This window comes from Streptomyces sp. NPDC033178, from assembly GCF_055577685.1.
In genome coordinates this window covers 229,725-248,061 of record NZ_JBVIPT010000011.1, presented here as the reverse complement: position 1 = coordinate 248,061, position 18,337 = coordinate 229,725, and the positions used below count along the sequence as shown (strand labels likewise).

Below are 18,337 nucleotides of genomic sequence, written 5' to 3'. Positions count from 1 at the left end.
CGAGATCCCGGGATGGACCCCGAGGGAAGTCCCGGGGACGGCCCCCGAGGGAATTCAGGGGCGGTCGCGGTGCGAATCCCGGGCGGCCAGGGAAGGGATCCGGCCATGGCCCGGGAAGGAATCTGGACGTGGCCCGGCAGGGTATCGGAGGCGGTCGGGGTGGGAGCCTTCGGGGTGGCCCGGTGGGCGGAGGGTGTTGACCGGCGGGAAGGTCCGCGGATAACTTCGCTCTACGGATATTTGATTCCGTGAAGCGGAAAACAGGAGGGTGTGGAATGGGTCAGGGCCAGCAGGAGAAGGTGGCGACGAGCCTCGCGGGCGCGGTCAGCGAGGAGATCAGCGCCTCCCTCGCCCCGGTCGACGCCGAGTTGGAGCGCCGCTACCCCGGAGACCCCGGCACCCGCCAGCCCGTCCACACCGTGTACGTCCCCGGTGACGTCTTCGCCGCCGACACCATCCGCTCCTGGGGCGACCAAGCCCTCGCCGCCCTCGACGAACACGCGCCCGACGCCGTCTCCTTCGCCGCGGTCCTCGGCCTCTCCGACGACCTCGCCGAGCCCGTGTACGACCGCGTACGCGCCAAGCTGGAGCGCGAGCCCATCGAGGACCTCCGCGTCGACTTCGAGGACGGCTACGGCCCGCGCCCGGACACCGAGGAGGACGAGGCGGCGGCCCGCGCGGCACGGCTGGTCTCGGAGGCGTACGGGACCGGCACGGCGGCCCCGTACATGGGCATCCGCATGAAGTGCATGGAGGCACCGGTCCGCGACCGGGGCATCCGCACCCTCGACATCTTCCTGACCGGCCTGATGGAGGCGGGCGGTCTGCCCGACGGGCTCGTGCTGACCCTCCCCAAGGTGACCTATGCCGAGCAGGTCTCGGCCATGGTGCGGCTCCTTGAGGAGTTCGAGAAGGCGCGCGGCCTGGAGCAGGGCCGGATCGGCTTCGAGATCCAGATCGAGACCAGCCAGTCCATCCTCGCCACCGACGGCACCGCGACCGTCGCCCGCATGATCCAGGCGGCCGAGGGGCGGGCCACGGGCCTGCACTACGGCACCTTCGACTACAGCGCCTGCCTCGGCGTCTCCGCCGCCCACCAGGCCAGCGACCATCCGGCCGCCGACCACGCCAAGGCGATCATGCAGGTCGCGGCCGCGGGCACCGGCGTCCGTGTCTCGGACGGCTCCACGAACGTCCTGCCGGTCGGCCCGACGTCGAAGGTCCACGACGCCTGGCGGCTGCACTACGGCCTCACCCGCCGAGCGCTGGCACGCGCCTACTACCAGGGCTGGGACATGCACCCCGGCCACATCCCGACGCGCTACGCGGCCGTGTTCGCCTTCTACCGGGAGGGCTTCGAGCAGGCCGCAGGGCGTCTCGCCCGGTACGCCAACCACGCCGGCGGCGACGTCATGGACGAGCCCGCCACTGCCAAGGCCCTCAGCGGCTACCTCCTGCGTGGCCTGGACTGCGGCGCCCTCGACATCGCGGAGGTGGCCCGAGCGGCGGGCCTGACCCGCGCCGACCTGGAGACTTTCGCGACACCCAGGCGCGCGGACCTGACGATCTCGGCCAAGTAGTGCGGCCTTCAGGGACGCGGGGAACTGCGCGACAAGCCACAGACGGCCCGCGGCACTACGACGACCGGTAGCCCCCGCACGCCAGTGGTACCCCGCGCGTACCGACCAAGTCACAGCGACAGCGCCCCCGCACCGGCTGTCACTTCTGCCCCGTACTCTGGGCGCCACTCATTGGTGTGACTCAGGAACGGGGCAGCGGTGTCTTCGGGGGAAAACCAGCAACCAGGGGAGAAGGACCGTCCGGACGGGCCCGACCAGCCCGACGGGATCGGCCGGCTCCTCGTCGGACGCTACCGCGTCGTCGCCCAACTGGGCCGCGGCGGAATGGGCGTCGTCTGGCGGGCGCTCGACGAGGTCCTGGGCCGCGAGGTCGCGGTCAAGGAACTGCGTACGTACTCGGACGCGGGCGAGCCCGAACTGGCCGACCTGGGGCTGCGCATGCAGCGCGAGGCGCGCGCGGCGGCCCGCGTGCGCCACCCCGGAGTGGTCGCCGTGCACGACGTGGCGGAGGTCGACGGCCGGCCGCTGATCGTCATGGAGCTGGTGGACGGGCCGTCCCTGGACGACGTCCTGCGCGAGCGCGGCACCCTCGACGCACGCGAGGCGGCCGGGATCGGCGCGAAGGTCATGGACGCGCTCTCCGCGGCCCACCGCGTCGGGGTGCTCCACCGTGACGTGAAGCCCGGCAACATCCTGCTCGACCGCTCCGGCCGGGTCGTCCTCACCGACTTCGGCATCGCCACGATGGACGACCCGGGCGACGGCTCCGCCACCCATCTCACCCGCAGCGGCGAACTGGTCGGCTCCCTGGACTACTTGGCACCCGAGCGGGCCCAGGGCCACGAACCGGGCCCCGCCTCCGACATCTGGGCCCTGGGCGCCACGCTGTACGCGGCCGTCGAGGGAGCCTCGCCGTTCCGGCGTACGTCGACCTGGTCCACCCTCACGGCGATCGTGGTCGAACCGCTGCCGGAGCCGCAGCGCGCCGGACCGCTCGGCCCGGTTCTGCAGCAACTGATGCACAAGCAGCCGGAGTCCCGCCCGGACGCCGACGAGGCGAGCCGGCTGCTGCAGGCGGTGGCGGACGCCACCACCGGCCCGGACTCGGCGACGAGGGGCCTGCGCCCGCCCGCGGCCCGGCCGCGCGAGTCGACCGAGCGGAGCGTGCCGGCGGTGCCGCCGGGCTTCGGCCCACCGGCGTCGGGCGGCGCGGGCTTCGGGCCCGCGGGCGAGGACAGGGCGGACGCCGGCTCCTTCGGTGGCCCGGCGCCCGGCGTTCCGGCGACGGGTCAGGCAGGCTTCGGCACCCCGGAACCGGGCGGGGCCGGTGCTGATGGTTCGGGTACAGGTACAGGTACAGGAGCAGCCGCATTCGGCGCAGCGGGCGTCGGCGGGTCCGGGCCCGTGTCCCCTGGGGGAGGCTGGCAGGGGACCGCAAGTCCGGCGCCGGACGGGACGGGCGCCTCGACAGCTGCCTCGGCATCGGCCTCCGTCTCCGCGGGGAGCGGGTCCGGGCCAGGATTCCCGGACGCCGGCCCGACAACGCCCGGTGCCCAGCAGGCAGGCGGCCACGGCATGCCCTCCGCCGCGGGTTCCTCCACACCGCCCCCGACGACCGGACCGGGCTTCGGGCCGCCCGAGTCGATGACGCAGCCCGCCGTCCCGTCCGCTCCCCGGCGCCGCAAGGGCCGGGTCCTTCTCGCCGCCGCCGCGGTCACCGTCGTGCTGGCCGCGACCGGCGTCACCGTCGCCCTCATGAACGGCTCCGACGAGTCGGGGCCCACCGCCGGGCCCAGGGCCTCTCAGGGCGGCGGCGCCACCCCGTCCGAGGGCGCGAGCCGCGGCTCGATCGACCTGTCGGACGACACGAAGCCCACGGAACAGGGCGACAAGAAGGAGTCCGCGAAGCCGAGCGAGAAGCCGGAGCGCACCAAGGACGCCGAGCCCACGGACAAGGCACCGGCCGCCTCGCCCAGGCCCAGCGAGGGCGGTACCACGGGCGGCGGTTCGGACGGCGGCACGACCGGGGGAGGCGAAGAGCCCGGCCCCGCCCCGGTCTGCCACGCCATCGGCGGCGGCAAGTACAACTGCGAGGTCTGGAAGACGTCCACGTCCTACACCGCGGCCGGCGCCGAGGCGGGCACCCTCAACGCGGGCACCAACTACTTCTACTGCCAGCAGAACCTCGGCCGCCGGGAGACCTACGGCGAGTGGACGAACGTCTGGTGGGCGAAGACCGACGACGACAGCGGCAACACGAACGTCTTCGTCAGCGACGTCTACATCAAGGGCGGCGACAACGACGCGCCGGTTCCGGGGCTGCCGGTCTGCTGACCGGGCAGGTACTTCTCCAGTCCGGAGGCCGTCGTCCACCCCTCCTCCGCGAACAGCCGGGTGCCCGCGGTGCAGAGCCGCAGATCGCCGCGCGCCCGGGCGCAGAACTCCTCGGGCGTGGCGCCGAACAGGTCCCGCAACCGCGTTGACCGGGCAAGGAGCCCGGTGAGCAGCGGCCGCTCGCCGGGATGCCTCAGCGGTGTCCCCGTACCGTCGTGGAGGACTCCGCGCCGGTTGACGTAGAGGTGGGCGCCGTCGAGTGTGGCGCCCGACTCCAGCTCGACCCGGACGTCGGCGGCGGGCAGCGACACACGGTCGTACGCCCCCGCCGGTGCCGTGACGCCCTCGCTCGTGTCGACCGCCGCGAGCTGCGCCGGGTCCAGCCAGGTGAGGAACAGCTCGCGGGTGTGCCCGGGCGCGCGAAAGGGCGACGCGGACACGTACCCCATCGCGCTGACGTGGGCCGAGACGCCCACCTCCAACCCCGTGACCCGCGCCTTCACCAGCGGGACCGGGGACGACAGCTCGTACTCCCGCATCTTGTGCCGGAGTTGCGCGGGGCAGGCGTTGGAGCCGACCGCGAGGACCGGGACGCGGTCCGGGAACGTGTGGCGGGTCAGGGGCAACAGCCGGTCCCCGTCCAGGAGTCCCGATTCCCCGGGCCAGGCGCCCGGATAGGCCAGCGGACGGTCGCGCGGCGCCTCAGCGAGACCGAGCGCTTCCAGCGTGCGGTCGGCATACGGGTCTCGGGCCGTCATGTGTCAGTCCGAGGGCGGCAGTTCGCCCGAGCCGCGGGTGATCAGACGCGTCGGGAGTTCGATGCGTTCGGGCAGGACGAGCGAACCGTCGAGCTGACGGAAGAGGCGCTCCGCGGCGGTGCGGCCGAGCTGCGCGGCGTCCTGGGCGACGACGGTGACCCCGGGCTGGAGGAGGTCGGCGAGTTCGATGTCGTCGAAGCCGACCAGGGCCACGGGGCGGGAGCCCTCGGCGATGACACGTACGGCCGTGACCGTCACACGGTTGTTGCCCGCGAAGATCGCGGTGACGGGGGAGGGGCCGGAGAGCATGTCCTCGGCAGCCTTGCGCACCCGCTGCGGGTCGGTGACGCCCAGGGACATCCAGGCGTCCTCCACCGGAATGCCGGCGTCCTCCATGGCGGCGCGATAGCCGCGCAGACGCTCGGCGGAGGTGTGGATGCGCGGCATGTCACCGATGAACCCGATCCGGCGGTGGCCGTGCGCGATGAGGTGGGCGACGCCGTCGCGCGCACCGCCGAAGCTGTCGGAGAGGACGACGTCCGCGTCGATCTGTCCGGCGGGGCGGTCCACGAAGACCGTGGCGACACCCGCCTTTATCTCGGGCTCCAGATAGCGGTGGTCGTCCCCGGCCGGGATGATCACGAGCCCGTCCACGCGGCGCGCGCACAGCGCGAGGACCAGCTCCTGCTCGCGGTCCGGGTCCTCGGCGCTGGAGCCGTTGATCAACAGGGCGCCATGGGCGCGGGCCACTTCCTCCACCGCCCGGCTCAGCGGGCCGTAGAACGGGTCCGCCAGATCCTCCAGTACGAGACCGATGCTCGCCGTACGTCCCTTGCGGAGCACTCGCGCGCTGTCGTTGCGCCGGAAGCCCAGCGCGTCGATCGCCTCCTGTACCCGGCGCTCGGTGTCAGGGGTGACTCCTGGCTCGCCGTTGACTACACGCGATACGGTCTTCAGACCGACCCCGGCACGCGCCGCGACGTCCTTCATCGTGGGACGGTTGCCGTAGCGGCTCTCGGTTCGGCGGGCGGTCTCGGCCACGATGCGCTGTCCTGTCCTGTAGTCCATGGGGCTGCGTCGGTCCTGAGGATGCTCGGTTGGTCGCCAGATCGGGGTGTGGCGTCGAGCATAGAGCCTGGACAACGTTGTCAGATGCGGGAGAGACTGTCCATCGCAATCTCCGGCCTACCCTTCCTCACTGCGAGACCGGCCTGCCCTTTTCTCATGGTCCAAATGGGATCCAAACGGGAGATCAGACACTGATGCACACCGACCTCGTGGCCGCGCTCGACATCGGCGGCACCAAGATCGCCGGAGCGCTGGTGGACGGCCACGGCCGGATCCTGCTGCGCGCCCAGCGGCCGACGCCCGCGCAGGAGGGCGGCGAGACCGTCATGGCGGCCGTCCACGCCGTGCTCGGCGAACTGACCGTCTCGCCCCTGTGGAGCCGTGCCACGGCCATCGGCATCGGCAGCGCGGGCCCGGTGGACGCCTCCGCGGGCACCGTGAGCCCCGTGAACGTCCCCGGCTGGCGTGACTACCCCCTGGTCGAGCGGGTCCAGGCGGCCACGGCCGGGCTGCCCGTCGAGCTGATCGGCGACGGCGTGGCGATCACCGCGGCCGAGCACTGGCAGGGCGCGGCCCGCGGACACGACAACGCGCTCTGCATGGTCGTCTCGACAGGCGTCGGAGGCGGCCTCGTCCTGGGCGGACAGCTCCACCCCGGACCCACCGGCAACGCCGGTCACATCGGCCACATCAGCGTGGAGCTCGACGGCGACCTCTGCCCGTGCGGGTCCCGCGGCTGTGTCGAGCGCATCGCGAGCGGCCCGAACATCGCGCGCCGCGCCATCGAGGGCGGCTGGCAGCCCGGGGCCGAGGGCGACACCTCCGCAGCCGCGGTGGCCGCCTCCGCCCGTGCCGGTGACCCGGTCGCGGTGGCGTCCTTCGAGCGTGCCGCCCAGGCCCTGGCCGCCGGCATCGCGGCGACCGCGACGCTGGTGGAGATCGACATCGCGGTGATCGGCGGGGGAGTGGGGAAGGCGGGTGACGTCCTGTTCACGCCGCTGCGTGCCGCGTTGCGCGACTACGCCACGTTGTCGTTCGTGCAGCGGCTCACCGTGACGCCGGCGCAGATGGGGACGGATGCCGGGCTTGTCGGTGCGGCGGCGGCCGCGCTCAGCCGGCAGCCGAGCGCTACCACCGCGGTGGTCGGCGGCTGAGCCACCCCTGTCACTTGGGTGGCTGTATTTCGATCCGAGCGTTGGGATGTGCGGGCCGGTGGGGACTTGTCGCACAGTTCCCCGCGCCCCTGAAAGGTTGCGCGGTTCCCCGCGCCCCCGAAAGAAGGCTCTCCGGGGCGCGGGAAGCTGCTTGGTCGAGCCCTACTGGACAGCTGCTGTCAGCAGGTGAGTCGGGTGTCTGCCCAGTCGCCGTGGTCCGAGGTGATTCCGTCTCCGCCGTCCGTGACGACCAGGCGGATCACCTGGGCGCCGCTCACGTCGGCCGAAAGGGCCTGTGCCGCCTGGGCGTTGGTGAGGACGCCGGTCGAGGCCACCTTCGTGCCGTCGGCCCAGATCTCGAAGGCGACCGACCCGTCGGTGCCCTCCTCGTCGTCCACGCCGACCTTCGCGGTCACGGTCTCGCAGGCCTTGCCCGTGTAGTACTCGACGGTGCTCTCCGCATGGACGCCGAGCCCCGTGGCGTACACGACGCCATTGATCGTGATCGGGGTGCCGTCGCCCGCGTCGCTCTCGCCGTTGCTGGTGTTGCGCTCGACGGGCCCCCAGCCGTTGGTCGTCGAGAGCCAGGGGAGGTCACCGAGGTTCGACGCGCCGGAGGGCGGGGCCACCACGACGGACGCCGTCAGCGGCAGCACGCTCTCGGCCCGCACCCCGTTCGGCGAGCGGTAAGTGGCCTTCAGCTTCAGCTCGTACGACCCCGTGGGCGTGCCGTCGGGCGCGGTCACCGTCCACTTGGTGCGCAGCGCCCTGCCGGTCGGGAGGGAACCCGTCGTGGTCGGCGACTTGGCCTTCACCTTCCAGCCCTCGGGGCCGGTCAGTGAGACGGAGACGCGCTTCGCGGGCGTGCGGCCCAGGTCGGTCACCGAGGTCGACAGCGCGGTCGCCTTTCCCGCCTCGATCAACGTGCTGCCGTCCAGGCCGAGTTCGACGGCGGGTGGGTTCTTGGCCCAGCGGCCGTCCGTCGACACGCGTACGAGGACCGTGCCGTGTGCCGGGACGGTCGCCGAGATCGCGCCCGCCGTGTTGTAGCTCTTGTGCTGCCACAGGTCGCGCAGCGTGTAGGCGTCCGCCTCGGGCAGTCCGACGGCTTTCACGGTCGTGGCGATGCGCTGGGCGCTGCCGGTCTCGTTGAAGAGGGCGACCGCGCGGCTGCCGTCCTTCATCTCCTTGGCGACGACCCAGCGACCGCCCTCGGAGGAGAGCACCGCGCCCTGCTTGCCGAGCGGGTCCTGGTCGACCGCGATGACCTCCCTGTTGCCGAGGATGTCGAAGGTCTCCTCGGGGACGGACCGCAGGTCCGAGCCGATGAGCAGCGGCGCGGCCATGATCGACCACATCGAGAAGTGCGTGCGGTACTCCGTGTCCGTCATGCCGCCGTTGCCGACCTCCAGCATGTCGGGGTCGTTCCAGCGCCCGGGACCTGCGTACTGCGTGAGGGGCAGGTTCTGCTTCATGATCGAGAGCATCGAGCCCCAGTTGTCGCTGATGTCCCCGGTGGTACGCCACAGTTGGCCGACGTCGGCCGCCCACTCCCAGGGCTTGTTCTCGCCCCACTCGCAGATGCTGTAGACGATGGGACGGCCGGTTGTCTCGGAGGCGGCCTTCAGGGCGTCACGCATCGTCGTGTAGCGCTGCTTGGCGTCCACACCCTGGTTGTTGCAGTTGTCGTACTTCAGGTAGTCGACACCCCAGTCCGCGAACTGCTGGGCGTCGCTGTACTCGTGGCCGAGCGCACCCGGGAAACCCGCGTCGTTGCACGTCTTGGTGCCCGCGCTGGTGTAGATGCCGAGCTTGAGCCCCTTGGCGTGCACGTAGTCCGCGACCGCCTTGATCCCGCCGGGGAAGCGGACCGGGTCGGGCACCAGTTTGCCGTTCGCGTCACGGGCGGGCAGCGCCCAGCAGTCGTCCAGGTTGACGTACTCGTACCCGGCCTCCTTGAGCCCCTTGGCCACGAAGATGTCCGCGATCCCCTTGACCATCTCCTCGTTGAACTCCGCACGGCAGTGCGTGGAGTTCCAGTTGTTGAAGCCCATGGGCGGGGTGAGGGCGAGACCGTCGTCCGGGGCGGCTGCGGCCGGTGCCGCCGGAGTCCCGGCCGGTGCTCCGGTCGGTGTTCCGGTCGGTGTTCCGGCGTTGGCTGCCGGGGCCGGCCCGGTCAGCCCCAAGGTGCCGAGCAGCCCTGCGGTGAGTGCTCCGACCACTCTTCGGCGAGTCGTGCGGGTGAGAAAGTGACGCATCGTTACGTCCTCCGTACTCGCGAAAGGTTGGATGTCTTCATGTCCGCGTCATCCGTGCGCGTTTACGGTAGGACCTGTCGCACTGTGGTGGAAGAGGTGCGGTAACGTTTGTTCGATATCCCGTCAAAACCCTAGACGATGCACCTACTAGGGAGCGGGATTCAAGCCCCGCGTGCGGTTGTGTTGAATTGCGGACGGGGAAAGAGGGACGCGGCCCCGTTATGGTTGAAGGGGCTTGTGGTCCTCGAAAGCGCGACGGGACATCGGATGTCCCGGCGAGACCTCCTGCGTGGCGCGGCTGTGCCGTGGGACGGAGGAAAGGCCGACCGTGACCCATGGGCCGGTCGGCAGTTGAACCGGGCATGAAGAAGCGCAGCATGCTCGCCATCGCCTCCCTCGCCGCCGGATTCGTGGTCGCGGCCGTCACGCCGTCCCACTCCGCGGAGGGCGGCGACGCCCTCGGCAGCCTCGACGTACAGAACACGCTCAGCAGCCTCGACCAGACGATCAGCGACGGCAGTCTGGCCACGGACGACAAGCCCGAGGAGCAGCGGGGCTGACCCACGAGTCAGGACCGTCCCGACCATCAGCCCGGCCCGTCGAGGGCCGGGCTTTCGCATGCGTCCGGCCCGTCGAACGCGACCTCTTCAGGGCCTGGTTTCCGTGGCAGGGTGGAGCGGGCAAGCCTCAGGGGGCCAACAGCAGAGGGGGAACCGTGATCGTTTGGATCAACGGTGCGTTCGGTGCGGGGAAGACCACCACCGCACGGGAACTGATCGACCTGATCCCGAACAGCACACTCTTCGACCCCGAGCTCATCGGCGCCGGGCTGACGCAGCTCCTGCCCGCCAAGCGCCTCGCCGAGGTCGGCGACTTCCAGGACCTGCCGATCTGGCGACGGCTCGTGGTCGACACCGCGGCCGCGATGCTCGCCGAACTCGGGGGCGTACTCGTGGTCCCCATGACGCTGCTCCGCCAGGACTACCGCGACGAGATCTTCGGCGGACTCGCATCCCGCAGGATCGCGGTGCGCCATGTGCTTCTCGCCCCGGCGGAAACGATCCTGCGCGAGCGAATAGCCGACCGGGAGGTCCCGCCGGACCTCCCCGACGGGGAGATACGGGTGCGGCAGTGGTCGTACGACCACATCGAGCCGTACCACGCCGCGCTGGCCGGCTGGCTCACCGCCGACGCCCACCCGGTCGACACCAGCGCGCTCACCCCCTACGAGGCCGCCGTGCGCATCGCCGGGGCCGTGAGCAGCGGAACCGTCCCCGTCTGCGACATCGTGCAGACCCCCGAGCCCACCTCGGAGACCGTCGCCGCGGGGGTACTCCTCTTCGACGAGCAGGACCGGGTGCTGCTCGTCGATCCGACCTACAAGGCCGGCTGGGAGTTCCCGGGCGGCGTCGTCGAGTCCGGCGAGGCACCCGCGCGCGCGGGCGTCCGTGAGGTCGCCGAGGAGACGGGCATCCAACTCGTCGACGTACCCAGCCTGTTGGTCGTCGACTGGGAGCCACCGGTACCACCCGCCTACGGCGGCCTTCGCCTCCTCTACGACGGCGGCCGGCTCGACAGCGACGAGGCCCGGCGGATGCTGCTGCCGGGCCCCGAACTGCGCGCCTGGCGCTTCGTCACCGAGGAGGAGGCGGCCGGACTGCTGCCGCCCGTCCGCTACGAGCGCCTGCGCTGGGCACTGCGCGCACGGGAGCGGGGAGCCGCCCTGTACCTGGAGGCCGGGGTGCCCAAGGGGTAGCCGTCCCGGCGACCGCCGGGGGACGTGGGTGCAACGAGGGACGAAGGGGAGTACGAGGACGAGGGGAGTGCGAGGGATGAGGGCGTGCCCCGGTTGTGTCGTGTGTGGGGCACGCCCGTCGGACCAACTCGCTCAGTTCGCCGCGTAGTTGCGCAGGAACAGCGCCTCCGCGACGGACAGCCGCTCCAGCTCCTCGGGCGACACGCTCTCGTTCACGGCGTGGATCTGCGCCTCCGGCTCGCTCAGCCCGATGAGCAGGATCTCCGCCTGCGGATAGAGCGACGCGAGGGTGTTGCACAGCGGGATGGAGCCGCCCTGACCGGCGTACTGCATCTCCGCCCCGTCGTACGCGTCGCTCATCGCCTGCGCCATCGCCGCGTACGCGGGACTGGTCGTGTCGGCGCGGAACGGCTGGCCCTGGCCGATCTGTTCGAGCTGCACGCGCGCGCCCCACGGGGTGTGCGCCTCCAGATGGGCCTGGAGCAGCTTGGTCGCCTCGACCGTGTCCACGCCCGGCGGTACCCGCAGGCTGACCAGCGCGCGGGCGCCCGCCTGCACGGACGGGGTGGCGCCGACCACCGGCGGGCAGTCGATGCCCAGCACGGTCACGGCCGGTCGCGCCCATATGCGGTCGGCGACCGTCCCCGAACCGATCAGCTCCACACCGTCGAGCACCTTCGCGTCCTTGCGGAACTGCGCCTCGTCGTACTGCAGGCCGTCCCAGCGCGAGGTGCCCGTGAGCCCGTCGACCGTCGTCGAGCCGTCCTCGGCGCGCAGTGAGTCCAGTACGCGGATCAGCGCGCCCAGCGCGTCGGGGGCCGCGCCGCCGAACTGGCCGGAGTGCAGGTTGCCTTCGAGGGTGTCGACCCGGACGCGGAGGAGTGTCATGCCGCGCAGCGCGGTCGTCACCGTGGGGACGCCGACCCGGAAGTTGCCCGCGTCGCCGATGACGATCGTGTCGGCGGCCAGCAGATCGGGGTGCTCCTCGGCGTACCGCTCCAGGCCGCCCGTGCCCTGCTCCTCCGAACCCTCCACGATCACTTTGACGTTGACCGGGACCCCGCCGTTGGCCTTGAGTGCGCGCAGCGCCAGCAGGTGCATGAGCAGGCCGCCCTTGCAGTCGGCGGCTCCCCGCCCGTACCAGCGGCCGTTCCGCTCCGTCAGCTCGAACGGCGGTGTCGCCCAGCCGGCCTCGTCGAGCGGCGGCTGCACGTCGTAGTGCGCGTACAGGAGGACGGTCTTGGCGCCCGCGGGGCCCGGCAGGCTGCCGTACACCGACTGTGTGCCGTCGGGGGTGTCGAGCAGCGCGACGTCCTGGAAGCCCTCGGCGCGCAGTGCGTCGGCCACCCAGTTCGCGGCGCCCTCGCTCTCGCTCCTGGGGAACTGGTCGAAGTCCGCCACCGACTTGAAGGCCACCAGCTCGGTGAGCTCCGCCTTCGCCCTCGGCATCAACGAGGCGACGGTCTCGGCGACCGGATTCGACGACATGGGCACGCTCCTCGTGGGTGCGACGTTGTAAGGATGGGTACGTCTGCGATGCGCGCATACGGGTGTGCGCGCTGCATTCGCTGCAGATCCTCCCACAGCGGTCCTTGCCGGTCGTCGCCGTAGGATGCGTGGAGTAGGTGCGGCAGGCGGCTGGATCGGAGCAGCAGACCATCGTGAGCAGCGAGAACTCTTCGGACGACGCACAGCGGGTGTGGGACGTCGTCGTGGTCGGCGCGGGGCCCGCGGGCGCCTCGGCCGCCTATGCGGCAGCGGTCGCGGGGCGCCGCGTCCTGTTGCTGGAGAAAGCGGAGCTGCCTCGCTACAAAACGTGCGGCGGCGGCATCATCGGACCGACGCGCGACGCGTTGCCGCCCGGCTTCGAGCTGCCGTTCCAGGACCGGGTGCACGCGGTCACCTTCTCGCTCGACGGCAGGTTCACTCGCACCCGTCGCTCCAAGCAGATGCTCTTCGGGCTCATCAACCGGCCCGAGTTCGACCAGCAGCTCGTCGAGCACGCCCAGAAGGCGGGCGCCGAACTGCGTACGGGCGTCACGGTCTCGCGCGTGGAGCAGCACGGCTCGGCCGTCCCGGACCGGCGCACGGTGGCCGTCGTCCTCCAGGACGGCGAGACGGTGCTGGCCCGGTCCGTGGTCGGCGCGGACGGCAGCGCCAGCCGGATAGGAGCACACGTCGGGGTGAAGCTCGACCAGGTCGACCTGGGCCTGGAGGCGGAGATTCCGGTGCCGGAGACGGTCGCGGAGGACTGGAAGGGACGGGTTCTCCTCGACTGGGGCCCCCTTCCCGGCAGCTACGGATGGGTGTTCCCCAAGGGCGACACGCTCACCGTCGGTGTGATCTCGGCGCGCGGCGAAGGCGCCGCCACCAAGCGGTACTTGGAGGACTTCATCGCCCGGCTCGGCCTCGCCGGTTTCGAGCCGAGCATCTCGTCCGGGCATCTGACGCGCTGCCGCGCCGACGACTCGCCGCTGTCGCGGGGGCGGGTGCTGGTGTGCGGGGACGCGGCGGGGCTCCTGGAGCCGTGGACCCGCGAGGGCATCTCCTTCGCGCTGCGCTCGGGGCGGCTCGCGGGGGAGTGGGCGGTGCGGATCGCGGAGGCGCACGACGCGGTCGACGCACGACGACAGGCGCTGAACTACGCCTTCGCGATCAAGGCGGGTCTCGGCGTCGAGATGAGCGTCGGCAAGCGCATGCTCACGCTCTTCCAGCGGCGGCCCGGCATGTTCCATGCCGCGCTCACCGGTTTCCGGCCCGCCTGGAAGGCGTTCACGGGCATCACCCGCGGGTCCACCTCACTGGGCGAGATCGTGCGTACGCATCCGATGGCGGGGCGCGCCCTGACCGCGCTCGACCGGTGACCTGAGGGGAACCAGGGGTTTCAGGGGCTGGGCGGTCGGCTGGGTGGCCGAGTGGCCGGGGCGGGCTCAGCCCTTGACGGTGATCCGGAAGACCGGGTGGTCCGGGGCGATGCGCCGCAGCTCCTCGTTGGACGAGTCCGGGCCGACGCCGTTGAAGAACACGCCGACCTCGGCCTTCCAGCGCTTGAGGTAGGCGCGCAGCAGCGGCACCTTGTCGTCGTCGGCGACCTCCACGGCGGTGAACGCGTCCACCTTCTTGCCGAGGTGCAGCTCGCCGCCGCCCGCGACCCTCATGTTGTGCGTCCACTGGACGTGGCCGCGCGGGGCGACGAGGTACTGGCGGCCGTCGAAGGTCAGCAGGTTGACGGGGGTGGTGCGCCACTCGCCGCTCTTGCGGCCGCGGACGGCCAGGACCCGGGAGCCCCAGACGCTGAGGCCGCGGCGGGTCATCCAGGCGATGGTCCGGTTGAGGACGTTCACGGTGAACCAGCCGGGCTTCTTCACGTGCGTGGACGTGGCCATGGTGACTTCCTCCTGAGCGGAAAGTGTGAGCACTGCTCTCGCTTGAGAGCAGTGTGCACGAGATCGGTGATCCAAAGCAAGAGCAGTGCTCTCGTAATGGTTCGCTGCTCTCTTCTGCGTGCGCCGATCTCCGTTGAGTGCACCGCTCTCGTTTGTGTGCACTGATCTCAAAATATGGAACACTGGTGCGCATGAGTACCGCCAAAGGAGCCCGCGCCCGCGCCCGGATCGAGGTCACCGCGGCCATCAAGGACGAGGCGCGCAGACAGCTCGCCGAGGACGGCGCGGCCAAGCTCTCCCTGCGGGCCGTGGCCCGCGAGCTCGGCATGGTCTCCTCCGCGCTGTACCGCTACTTCCCCAGCCGCGACGACCTGCTGACCGCGCTCATCATCGACGCCTACGACTCGCTCGGCGCCGCCGTCGAGGCGGCGCACGCCAAGGTGGCCGACGCCGGACCGATCCGCCGTTGGACCGCGGTGTGCGAGGCGGTGCGCGCGTGGGCGCTGGGGCACCCGCACGAATACGCGCTGATCTACGGATCGCCCGTGCCCGGGTACACCGCACCCGCCACCACCGTGCCGGCGGCGTCCCGCGTCGGGCTGCTGCTCATCGCCATCGTCCGGGACGCGCACCAGGGCGCCGGGGTGGCACTTCCTGCGCTGCCCGCCGAACTCGGCCCCGAGGCCCGGAGGTTGGCCGAGGATCTGGCCCCGGACCTGCCGCCCGCGGTGGTCACCGCGCTCGTCGCGGCCTGGGCGCAGCTCTACGGACTCGTCGGCTTCGAGTTGTTCGGGCAGTTCAACCGAGTCGTGGAGGACCGCGAGCCGTTCTTCCGGCACGCCGTCGCCCAACTCGGTCATGGCGTGGGCCTCGTGTTCCCTCAGGACACCGGCACGGGCGGCCGGGGCAGCAGAGTGGGATCCTGACGGAGCATCCGCGCATGCAGTGACCGGAGCGGCGGCCCCGGGTCCGCGCCCAGCGCCTCGGCGAGCCGCTGCCGTGCGGCCTCGTAGGCGGTCAGCGCGTCCGAGGAGCGCCCCGTCCGGTACAGCGCGAGCATCAAGAGCTCCACGAGCCGTTCCCGCAGCGGGTGTGCGGCGACGAGCCGGACCAGTTCATGGACGTACTCGAAGGACCTGCCGAGTTCGATCTCGCCGGCCAGCCGGGCCTCCAGCACCGTGAGCCGCTTCTCGGCCCAGCGCAGCCGTTCCGCCGCCAGGTAGGGCGCCCGCAGGCCCTCCGCGAACTCACCGCGCCACAACTCCTCGGCGCGCTGGACCAGTTCACCCGCTCGCCGCAGCTCACCCGCGTCGCGCGCCGCGAGCGCCTCGTCCACCCACCGCCGCCGCTCGCGCAGGTCGTCGGCGTCCGCGCCGGTCAGCCGGTAGCCGCTGCCCGTCCACGCCAACTCCGCGGCGCCACCCAGGGCTCGGCGCAGTCCGGAGACGTACTTCTGCACGAGGTTGCGTACATGCAGGGGCGGGGCGCCTCCCCACACGGCCTCGACCAGGGCGTCGTACGAGATGGAGCGCCCCTCCTGGAGGAGCAGTACGGCGAGTACGGCGCGCTGCTTCGGCGGGCCGAGCGGCACCTCGACTCCGTCACGCAACGCCCTGAGCGGGCCGAGCAGTTCGAAGCGCAGGCCGTCGGGCGTCCCCTCGGCCGAACCGCTCTCGCGCAAGCCCTTCGGTGTCCCCTCGCCCATGTGTCGAGAGTATCCCGGCACCGGCGTTCCAGTGGATCTTCCAGCGGACGGTCAGTGGCGCCGACGACCGTGGCCGTTACGGATCCCCGGAGAAAGGCCACACCACGATGCTCACCCGGCTCGGCCGCCTGGCGGTGCGGCGCAGCGGCGCCGTCCTCATCGGCGTACTCCTCGTTCTCCTCGGCCTCGCCGCCTACGGGGCGGGCGCCCAGGACGACCTGGACCTCGCGCGCTGGAGCTCGCCCGGCACGGAGTCGGTGCGCGCGGGGGACGTACTGCGCGAGGAGTTCGGCACCGGCAACCCCAACCTGGCGCTGCTCGTCACGGCCCGCGACGGTGACGTGGACAGCGCCCGCACGCGGGAGGCGGCCCGCGCGCTCGCCCAGGAGGTGGAGCGGCTCCCCCTGGTCACCGACGTCACCTCGTACTGGGACGCCGACAGCCGTGCCCTGCGTGGCACCGACGGTCGTCGCGCGCTCGTCCTCGTCCGCCTCGAAGGCAGTGCCACGGAAGCACGCGAACAACTTGCCACGCTCTCACCGCGGTTGACGCGCACGACCGACGAACTCACCGTCCAGGTGGGTGGTCAGGAGGAGATCTCACGCCAGGTCGGCGAACAGGCGCGCACCGACTTCCTGCGTGCCGAACTCTTCGCGCTGCCCGCGGTCCTGCTCCTCCTCGTCCTGGTCTACCGGCGCACGACGGCCGCCCTGTTGACCGTCGCGGTCGGTCTGCTGTCCGTGCTGGGCACACTCGCCGGGCTGCGCGCGATCGCGCAGTTCACCGAGGTGTCGACGTTCGCGGCGAACCTCGCACTCGTCCTGGGCCTCGGACTCGGCGTCGACTACAGCCTGTTCGTGATCAGCCGCTACCGCGAGGAACGCGCGGCCGGACGCCCGGGGCCCGACGCCGTCGTGCGGGCCACCGCGGTCGCCGGGCGCACGGTGGTGTTCAGCGGAGTGACGGTGGCGGTTTCGCTGTGCGCGCTGCTGGTGTTCCCGTTCTTCTTCCTCAGCTCGTTCGCGTACGCCGGTGTCCTCGTCGTGGTGACCGCGGTGGCCGGAGCGGTGGTCTTCCTGCCCGCGGCCCTGGCCCGCTGGGGCCACCGGGTCGAACGGCCCGCCGCCCGCACGTCCGGGTTCTGGCACCGCACGGCACTCGCGGCCATGCGCCGCCCGCTGCTCGCCGGTGCCGGAGTGCTCACCGTGCTGCTCCTCGCCGCCTCGCCCCTACTGGGGCTGCGCTTCGGACTTCCCGACGAGCGGACCCTCCCCGAAGGGACCTCCTCGCGGACCACCTCCGAGATCGTGCACGAGGAGTTCCCCGCGGAGCCGACCGACACCATCCAGGTAGTTCTCGCGAAACCGCTAACGGAAACGCCGACGACCACCAGTGCCACAACCACGGCCGCCACACGCGCCTACGCCGCCGAACTCTCCTCGATCCCGGGCGTGTTCCAGGTCGACGCCCCCTCCGGCACCTACCGCGACGGGCAGCGGACGGGAGCGCCGGGCCAGGACCGGCTCACGGCACCCGACGGCCGCGTACGGCTGGCGCTGGTGCCCACTCAGGAAGCGATGCGCGGGGACGTGCCGGCGCTCGTCGAACGTGTCCGTGACGTCCCCGCACCCGACGGCGTACTGGTCGGCGGCTACCCGGGCGAGACCACCGACTTCCGCGCCACGCTCCTCGACCGGCTGCCGCTCGCCGCCGGGCTCGTCCTCGGGGCGACGTACCTGATCCTCTTCCTGATGACCGGCAGCGTGCTGCTCCCCCTGAAGGCGACCGTCCTCAACCTGCTCAGCCTGGCCGTGATGTTCGGCTGCCTGGTGTGGGTCTTCCAGGACGGGAACCTCTCCGGAGTGCTCGGCTTCACACCGACCGGTTCCATCGAGCCGAGCATCCCGGTGCTGATGTTCTGCGTGGCGTACGGCCTCTCGATGGACTACGAGGTGTTCCTGCTGTCCCGCGTCAAGGAGGAGCACGACCGCACCGGCGACACCGAGCGCGCGGTCGGCGAGGGCATCCGGCGCAGCGCCCCGCTGATCACCGCGGCGGCCGGCATCCTCGCGCTGTCCTTCCTGTCGTACGCCACCGGAGGCGTCGTCTTCCTGAAGGAGCTCGGCATCGGCACGGCCCTGACGATCCTGGTCGACGCGACCCTCATCCGGGTGGTCCTGCTGCCGGTGACGATGCGGCTCGCGGGGCGCGCGAACTGGTGGGCGCCGAAGCCGCTGCGCCGCTTCCGGATCAGGGAGGCCACCGAGCCCGAGCCGGAGCAGGTACTCCGCCGGGAGTACGTGTGATCACCACGCTCGGCTGACGCCTCCGGCGACCC

Annotated in this window: 14 protein-coding genes; 8 read left to right on the top strand and 6 right to left on the bottom strand. The window is 71.7% G+C overall.

The features are described 5' to 3' along the window. Positions 1-275 precede the first annotated feature (275 nt). Entirely contained in the window at positions 276-1,580 is a 1,305-nt protein-coding gene (locus tag ACZ5VQ_RS27085) for a DUF6986 family protein (RefSeq protein WP_469107148.1), read from the top strand. A gap of 198 nt (positions 1,581-1,778) precedes the next feature. Then, positions 1,779-3,914 carry a serine/threonine-protein kinase gene (locus ACZ5VQ_RS27080; protein ID WP_469107147.1) on the top strand — a complete coding sequence of 712 codons (2,136 nt, stop codon included), beginning with the start codon at positions 1,779-1,781 and terminating at the stop codon, positions 3,912-3,914. On the opposite strand, the gene ACZ5VQ_RS27075 is transcribed toward ACZ5VQ_RS27080, so the two are convergent. Beyond that, positions 3,860-4,672, bottom strand: a complete 813-nt coding sequence (locus tag ACZ5VQ_RS27075) for a hypothetical protein (RefSeq protein WP_469107146.1) — start codon at positions 4,670-4,672, stop codon at positions 3,860-3,862. The genes ACZ5VQ_RS27080 and ACZ5VQ_RS27075 overlap by 55 nt on opposite strands. Before the next feature lie 3 nt (positions 4,673-4,675). Continuing rightward, positions 4,676-5,740, bottom strand: a complete 1,065-nt coding sequence (locus ACZ5VQ_RS27070; RefSeq protein WP_055613455.1) for a LacI family DNA-binding transcriptional regulator — start codon at positions 5,738-5,740, stop codon at positions 4,676-4,678. Positions 5,741-5,934: 194 nt separating this feature from the next. Here ACZ5VQ_RS27070 and ACZ5VQ_RS27065 point away from each other — a divergent pair, with 194 nt between their 5' ends. After that, entirely contained in the window at positions 5,935-6,894 is a 960-nt protein-coding gene (locus tag ACZ5VQ_RS27065) for an ROK family protein (protein WP_469107145.1), read from the top strand. A gap of 179 nt (positions 6,895-7,073) precedes the next feature. Here ACZ5VQ_RS27065 and ACZ5VQ_RS27060 read toward each other — a convergent pair whose 3' ends face one another. Then, on the bottom strand, positions 7,074-9,152 hold the full coding sequence (locus ACZ5VQ_RS27060; protein WP_469107144.1) for an NPCBM/NEW2 domain-containing protein: 2,079 nt from the start codon (positions 9,150-9,152) through the stop codon (positions 7,074-7,076). A 362-nt stretch (positions 9,153-9,514) separates the two neighbouring features. On the opposite strand from ACZ5VQ_RS27060, the gene ACZ5VQ_RS27055 reads away from it, so the two are divergent. Beyond that, positions 9,515-9,712 (top strand): hypothetical protein, encoded by a 198-nt coding sequence (locus tag ACZ5VQ_RS27055; protein WP_055613458.1) that lies wholly within the window; start codon positions 9,515-9,517, stop codon positions 9,710-9,712. Between the two features lie 155 nt (positions 9,713-9,867). Then, positions 9,868-10,908, top strand: coding sequence for an NUDIX hydrolase (locus ACZ5VQ_RS27050; RefSeq protein WP_362068566.1), 1,041 nt, complete (start codon positions 9,868-9,870; stop codon positions 10,906-10,908). 132 nt (positions 10,909-11,040) lie between these two features. On the opposite strand, the gene ACZ5VQ_RS27045 is transcribed toward ACZ5VQ_RS27050, so the two are convergent. Beyond that, positions 11,041-12,396, bottom strand: a complete 1,356-nt coding sequence (locus ACZ5VQ_RS27045; protein WP_469107143.1) for a M20/M25/M40 family metallo-hydrolase — start codon at positions 12,394-12,396, stop codon at positions 11,041-11,043. A 173-nt stretch (positions 12,397-12,569) separates the two neighbouring features. Between ACZ5VQ_RS27045 and ACZ5VQ_RS27040 the strand changes: the two genes are divergently transcribed. Continuing rightward, positions 12,570-13,772, top strand: coding sequence for a geranylgeranyl reductase family protein (locus ACZ5VQ_RS27040; protein ID WP_362068572.1), 1,203 nt, complete (start codon positions 12,570-12,572; stop codon positions 13,770-13,772). Positions 13,773-13,838: 66 nt separating this feature from the next. On the opposite strand, the gene ACZ5VQ_RS27035 is transcribed toward ACZ5VQ_RS27040, so the two are convergent. Further along, on the bottom strand, positions 13,839-14,294 hold the full coding sequence (locus ACZ5VQ_RS27035) for a nitroreductase family deazaflavin-dependent oxidoreductase (protein WP_469107142.1): 456 nt from the start codon (positions 14,292-14,294) through the stop codon (positions 13,839-13,841). A gap of 191 nt (positions 14,295-14,485) precedes the next feature. On the opposite strand from ACZ5VQ_RS27035, the gene ACZ5VQ_RS27030 reads away from it, so the two are divergent. After that, complete coding sequence (locus tag ACZ5VQ_RS27030; protein WP_469107141.1) at positions 14,486-15,220, top strand: TetR/AcrR family transcriptional regulator; 735 nt, start codon at positions 14,486-14,488, stop codon at positions 15,218-15,220. Here the strand turns inward: ACZ5VQ_RS27030 and ACZ5VQ_RS27025 are convergent. Further along, a complete protein-coding gene (locus ACZ5VQ_RS27025; RefSeq protein ID WP_469107140.1) occupies positions 15,175-15,999 on the bottom strand; it encodes an AfsR/SARP family transcriptional regulator in 825 nt (274 codons plus the stop codon). The genes ACZ5VQ_RS27030 and ACZ5VQ_RS27025 overlap by 46 nt on opposite strands. On the opposite strand from ACZ5VQ_RS27025, the gene ACZ5VQ_RS27020 reads away from it, so the two are divergent. Further along, positions 15,984-18,305: an MMPL family transporter gene (locus ACZ5VQ_RS27020; RefSeq protein WP_469107139.1), complete on the top strand. Its 2,322-nt coding sequence runs from the start codon at positions 15,984-15,986 to the stop codon at positions 18,303-18,305. The two genes, ACZ5VQ_RS27025 and ACZ5VQ_RS27020, sit on opposite strands and share 16 nt — an antisense overlap. Positions 18,306-18,337: the final 32 nt, after the last annotated feature.

Coding starts and splice junctions, on each gene's coding strand:
- ACZ5VQ_RS27085 (WP_469107148.1), top strand. CDS start 276: ATGGGTCAGGGCCAGCAGGAGAAGGTGGCGACGAGCCTCGCGGGCGCG.
- ACZ5VQ_RS27075 (WP_469107146.1), bottom strand. CDS start 4,672: ATGACGGCCCGAGACCCGTATGCCGACCGCACGCTGGAAGCGCTCGGT.
- ACZ5VQ_RS27070 (WP_055613455.1), bottom strand. CDS start 5,740: ATGGACTACAGGACAGGACAGCGCATCGTGGCCGAGACCGCCCGCCGA.
- ACZ5VQ_RS27065 (WP_469107145.1), top strand. CDS start 5,935: ATGCACACCGACCTCGTGGCCGCGCTCGACATCGGCGGCACCAAGATC.
- ACZ5VQ_RS27060 (WP_469107144.1), bottom strand. CDS start 9,152: ATGCGTCACTTTCTCACCCGCACGACTCGCCGAAGAGTGGTCGGAGCA.
- ACZ5VQ_RS27055 (WP_055613458.1), top strand. CDS start 9,515: ATGAAGAAGCGCAGCATGCTCGCCATCGCCTCCCTCGCCGCCGGATTC.
- ACZ5VQ_RS27045 (WP_469107143.1), bottom strand. CDS start 12,396: ATGTCGTCGAATCCGGTCGCCGAGACCGTCGCCTCGTTGATGCCGAGG.
- ACZ5VQ_RS27035 (WP_469107142.1), bottom strand. CDS start 14,294: ATGGCCACGTCCACGCACGTGAAGAAGCCCGGCTGGTTCACCGTGAAC.
- ACZ5VQ_RS27030 (WP_469107141.1), top strand. CDS start 14,486: ATGAGTACCGCCAAAGGAGCCCGCGCCCGCGCCCGGATCGAGGTCACC.
- ACZ5VQ_RS27025 (WP_469107140.1), bottom strand. CDS start 15,999: ATGGGCGAGGGGACACCGAAGGGCTTGCGCGAGAGCGGTTCGGCCGAG.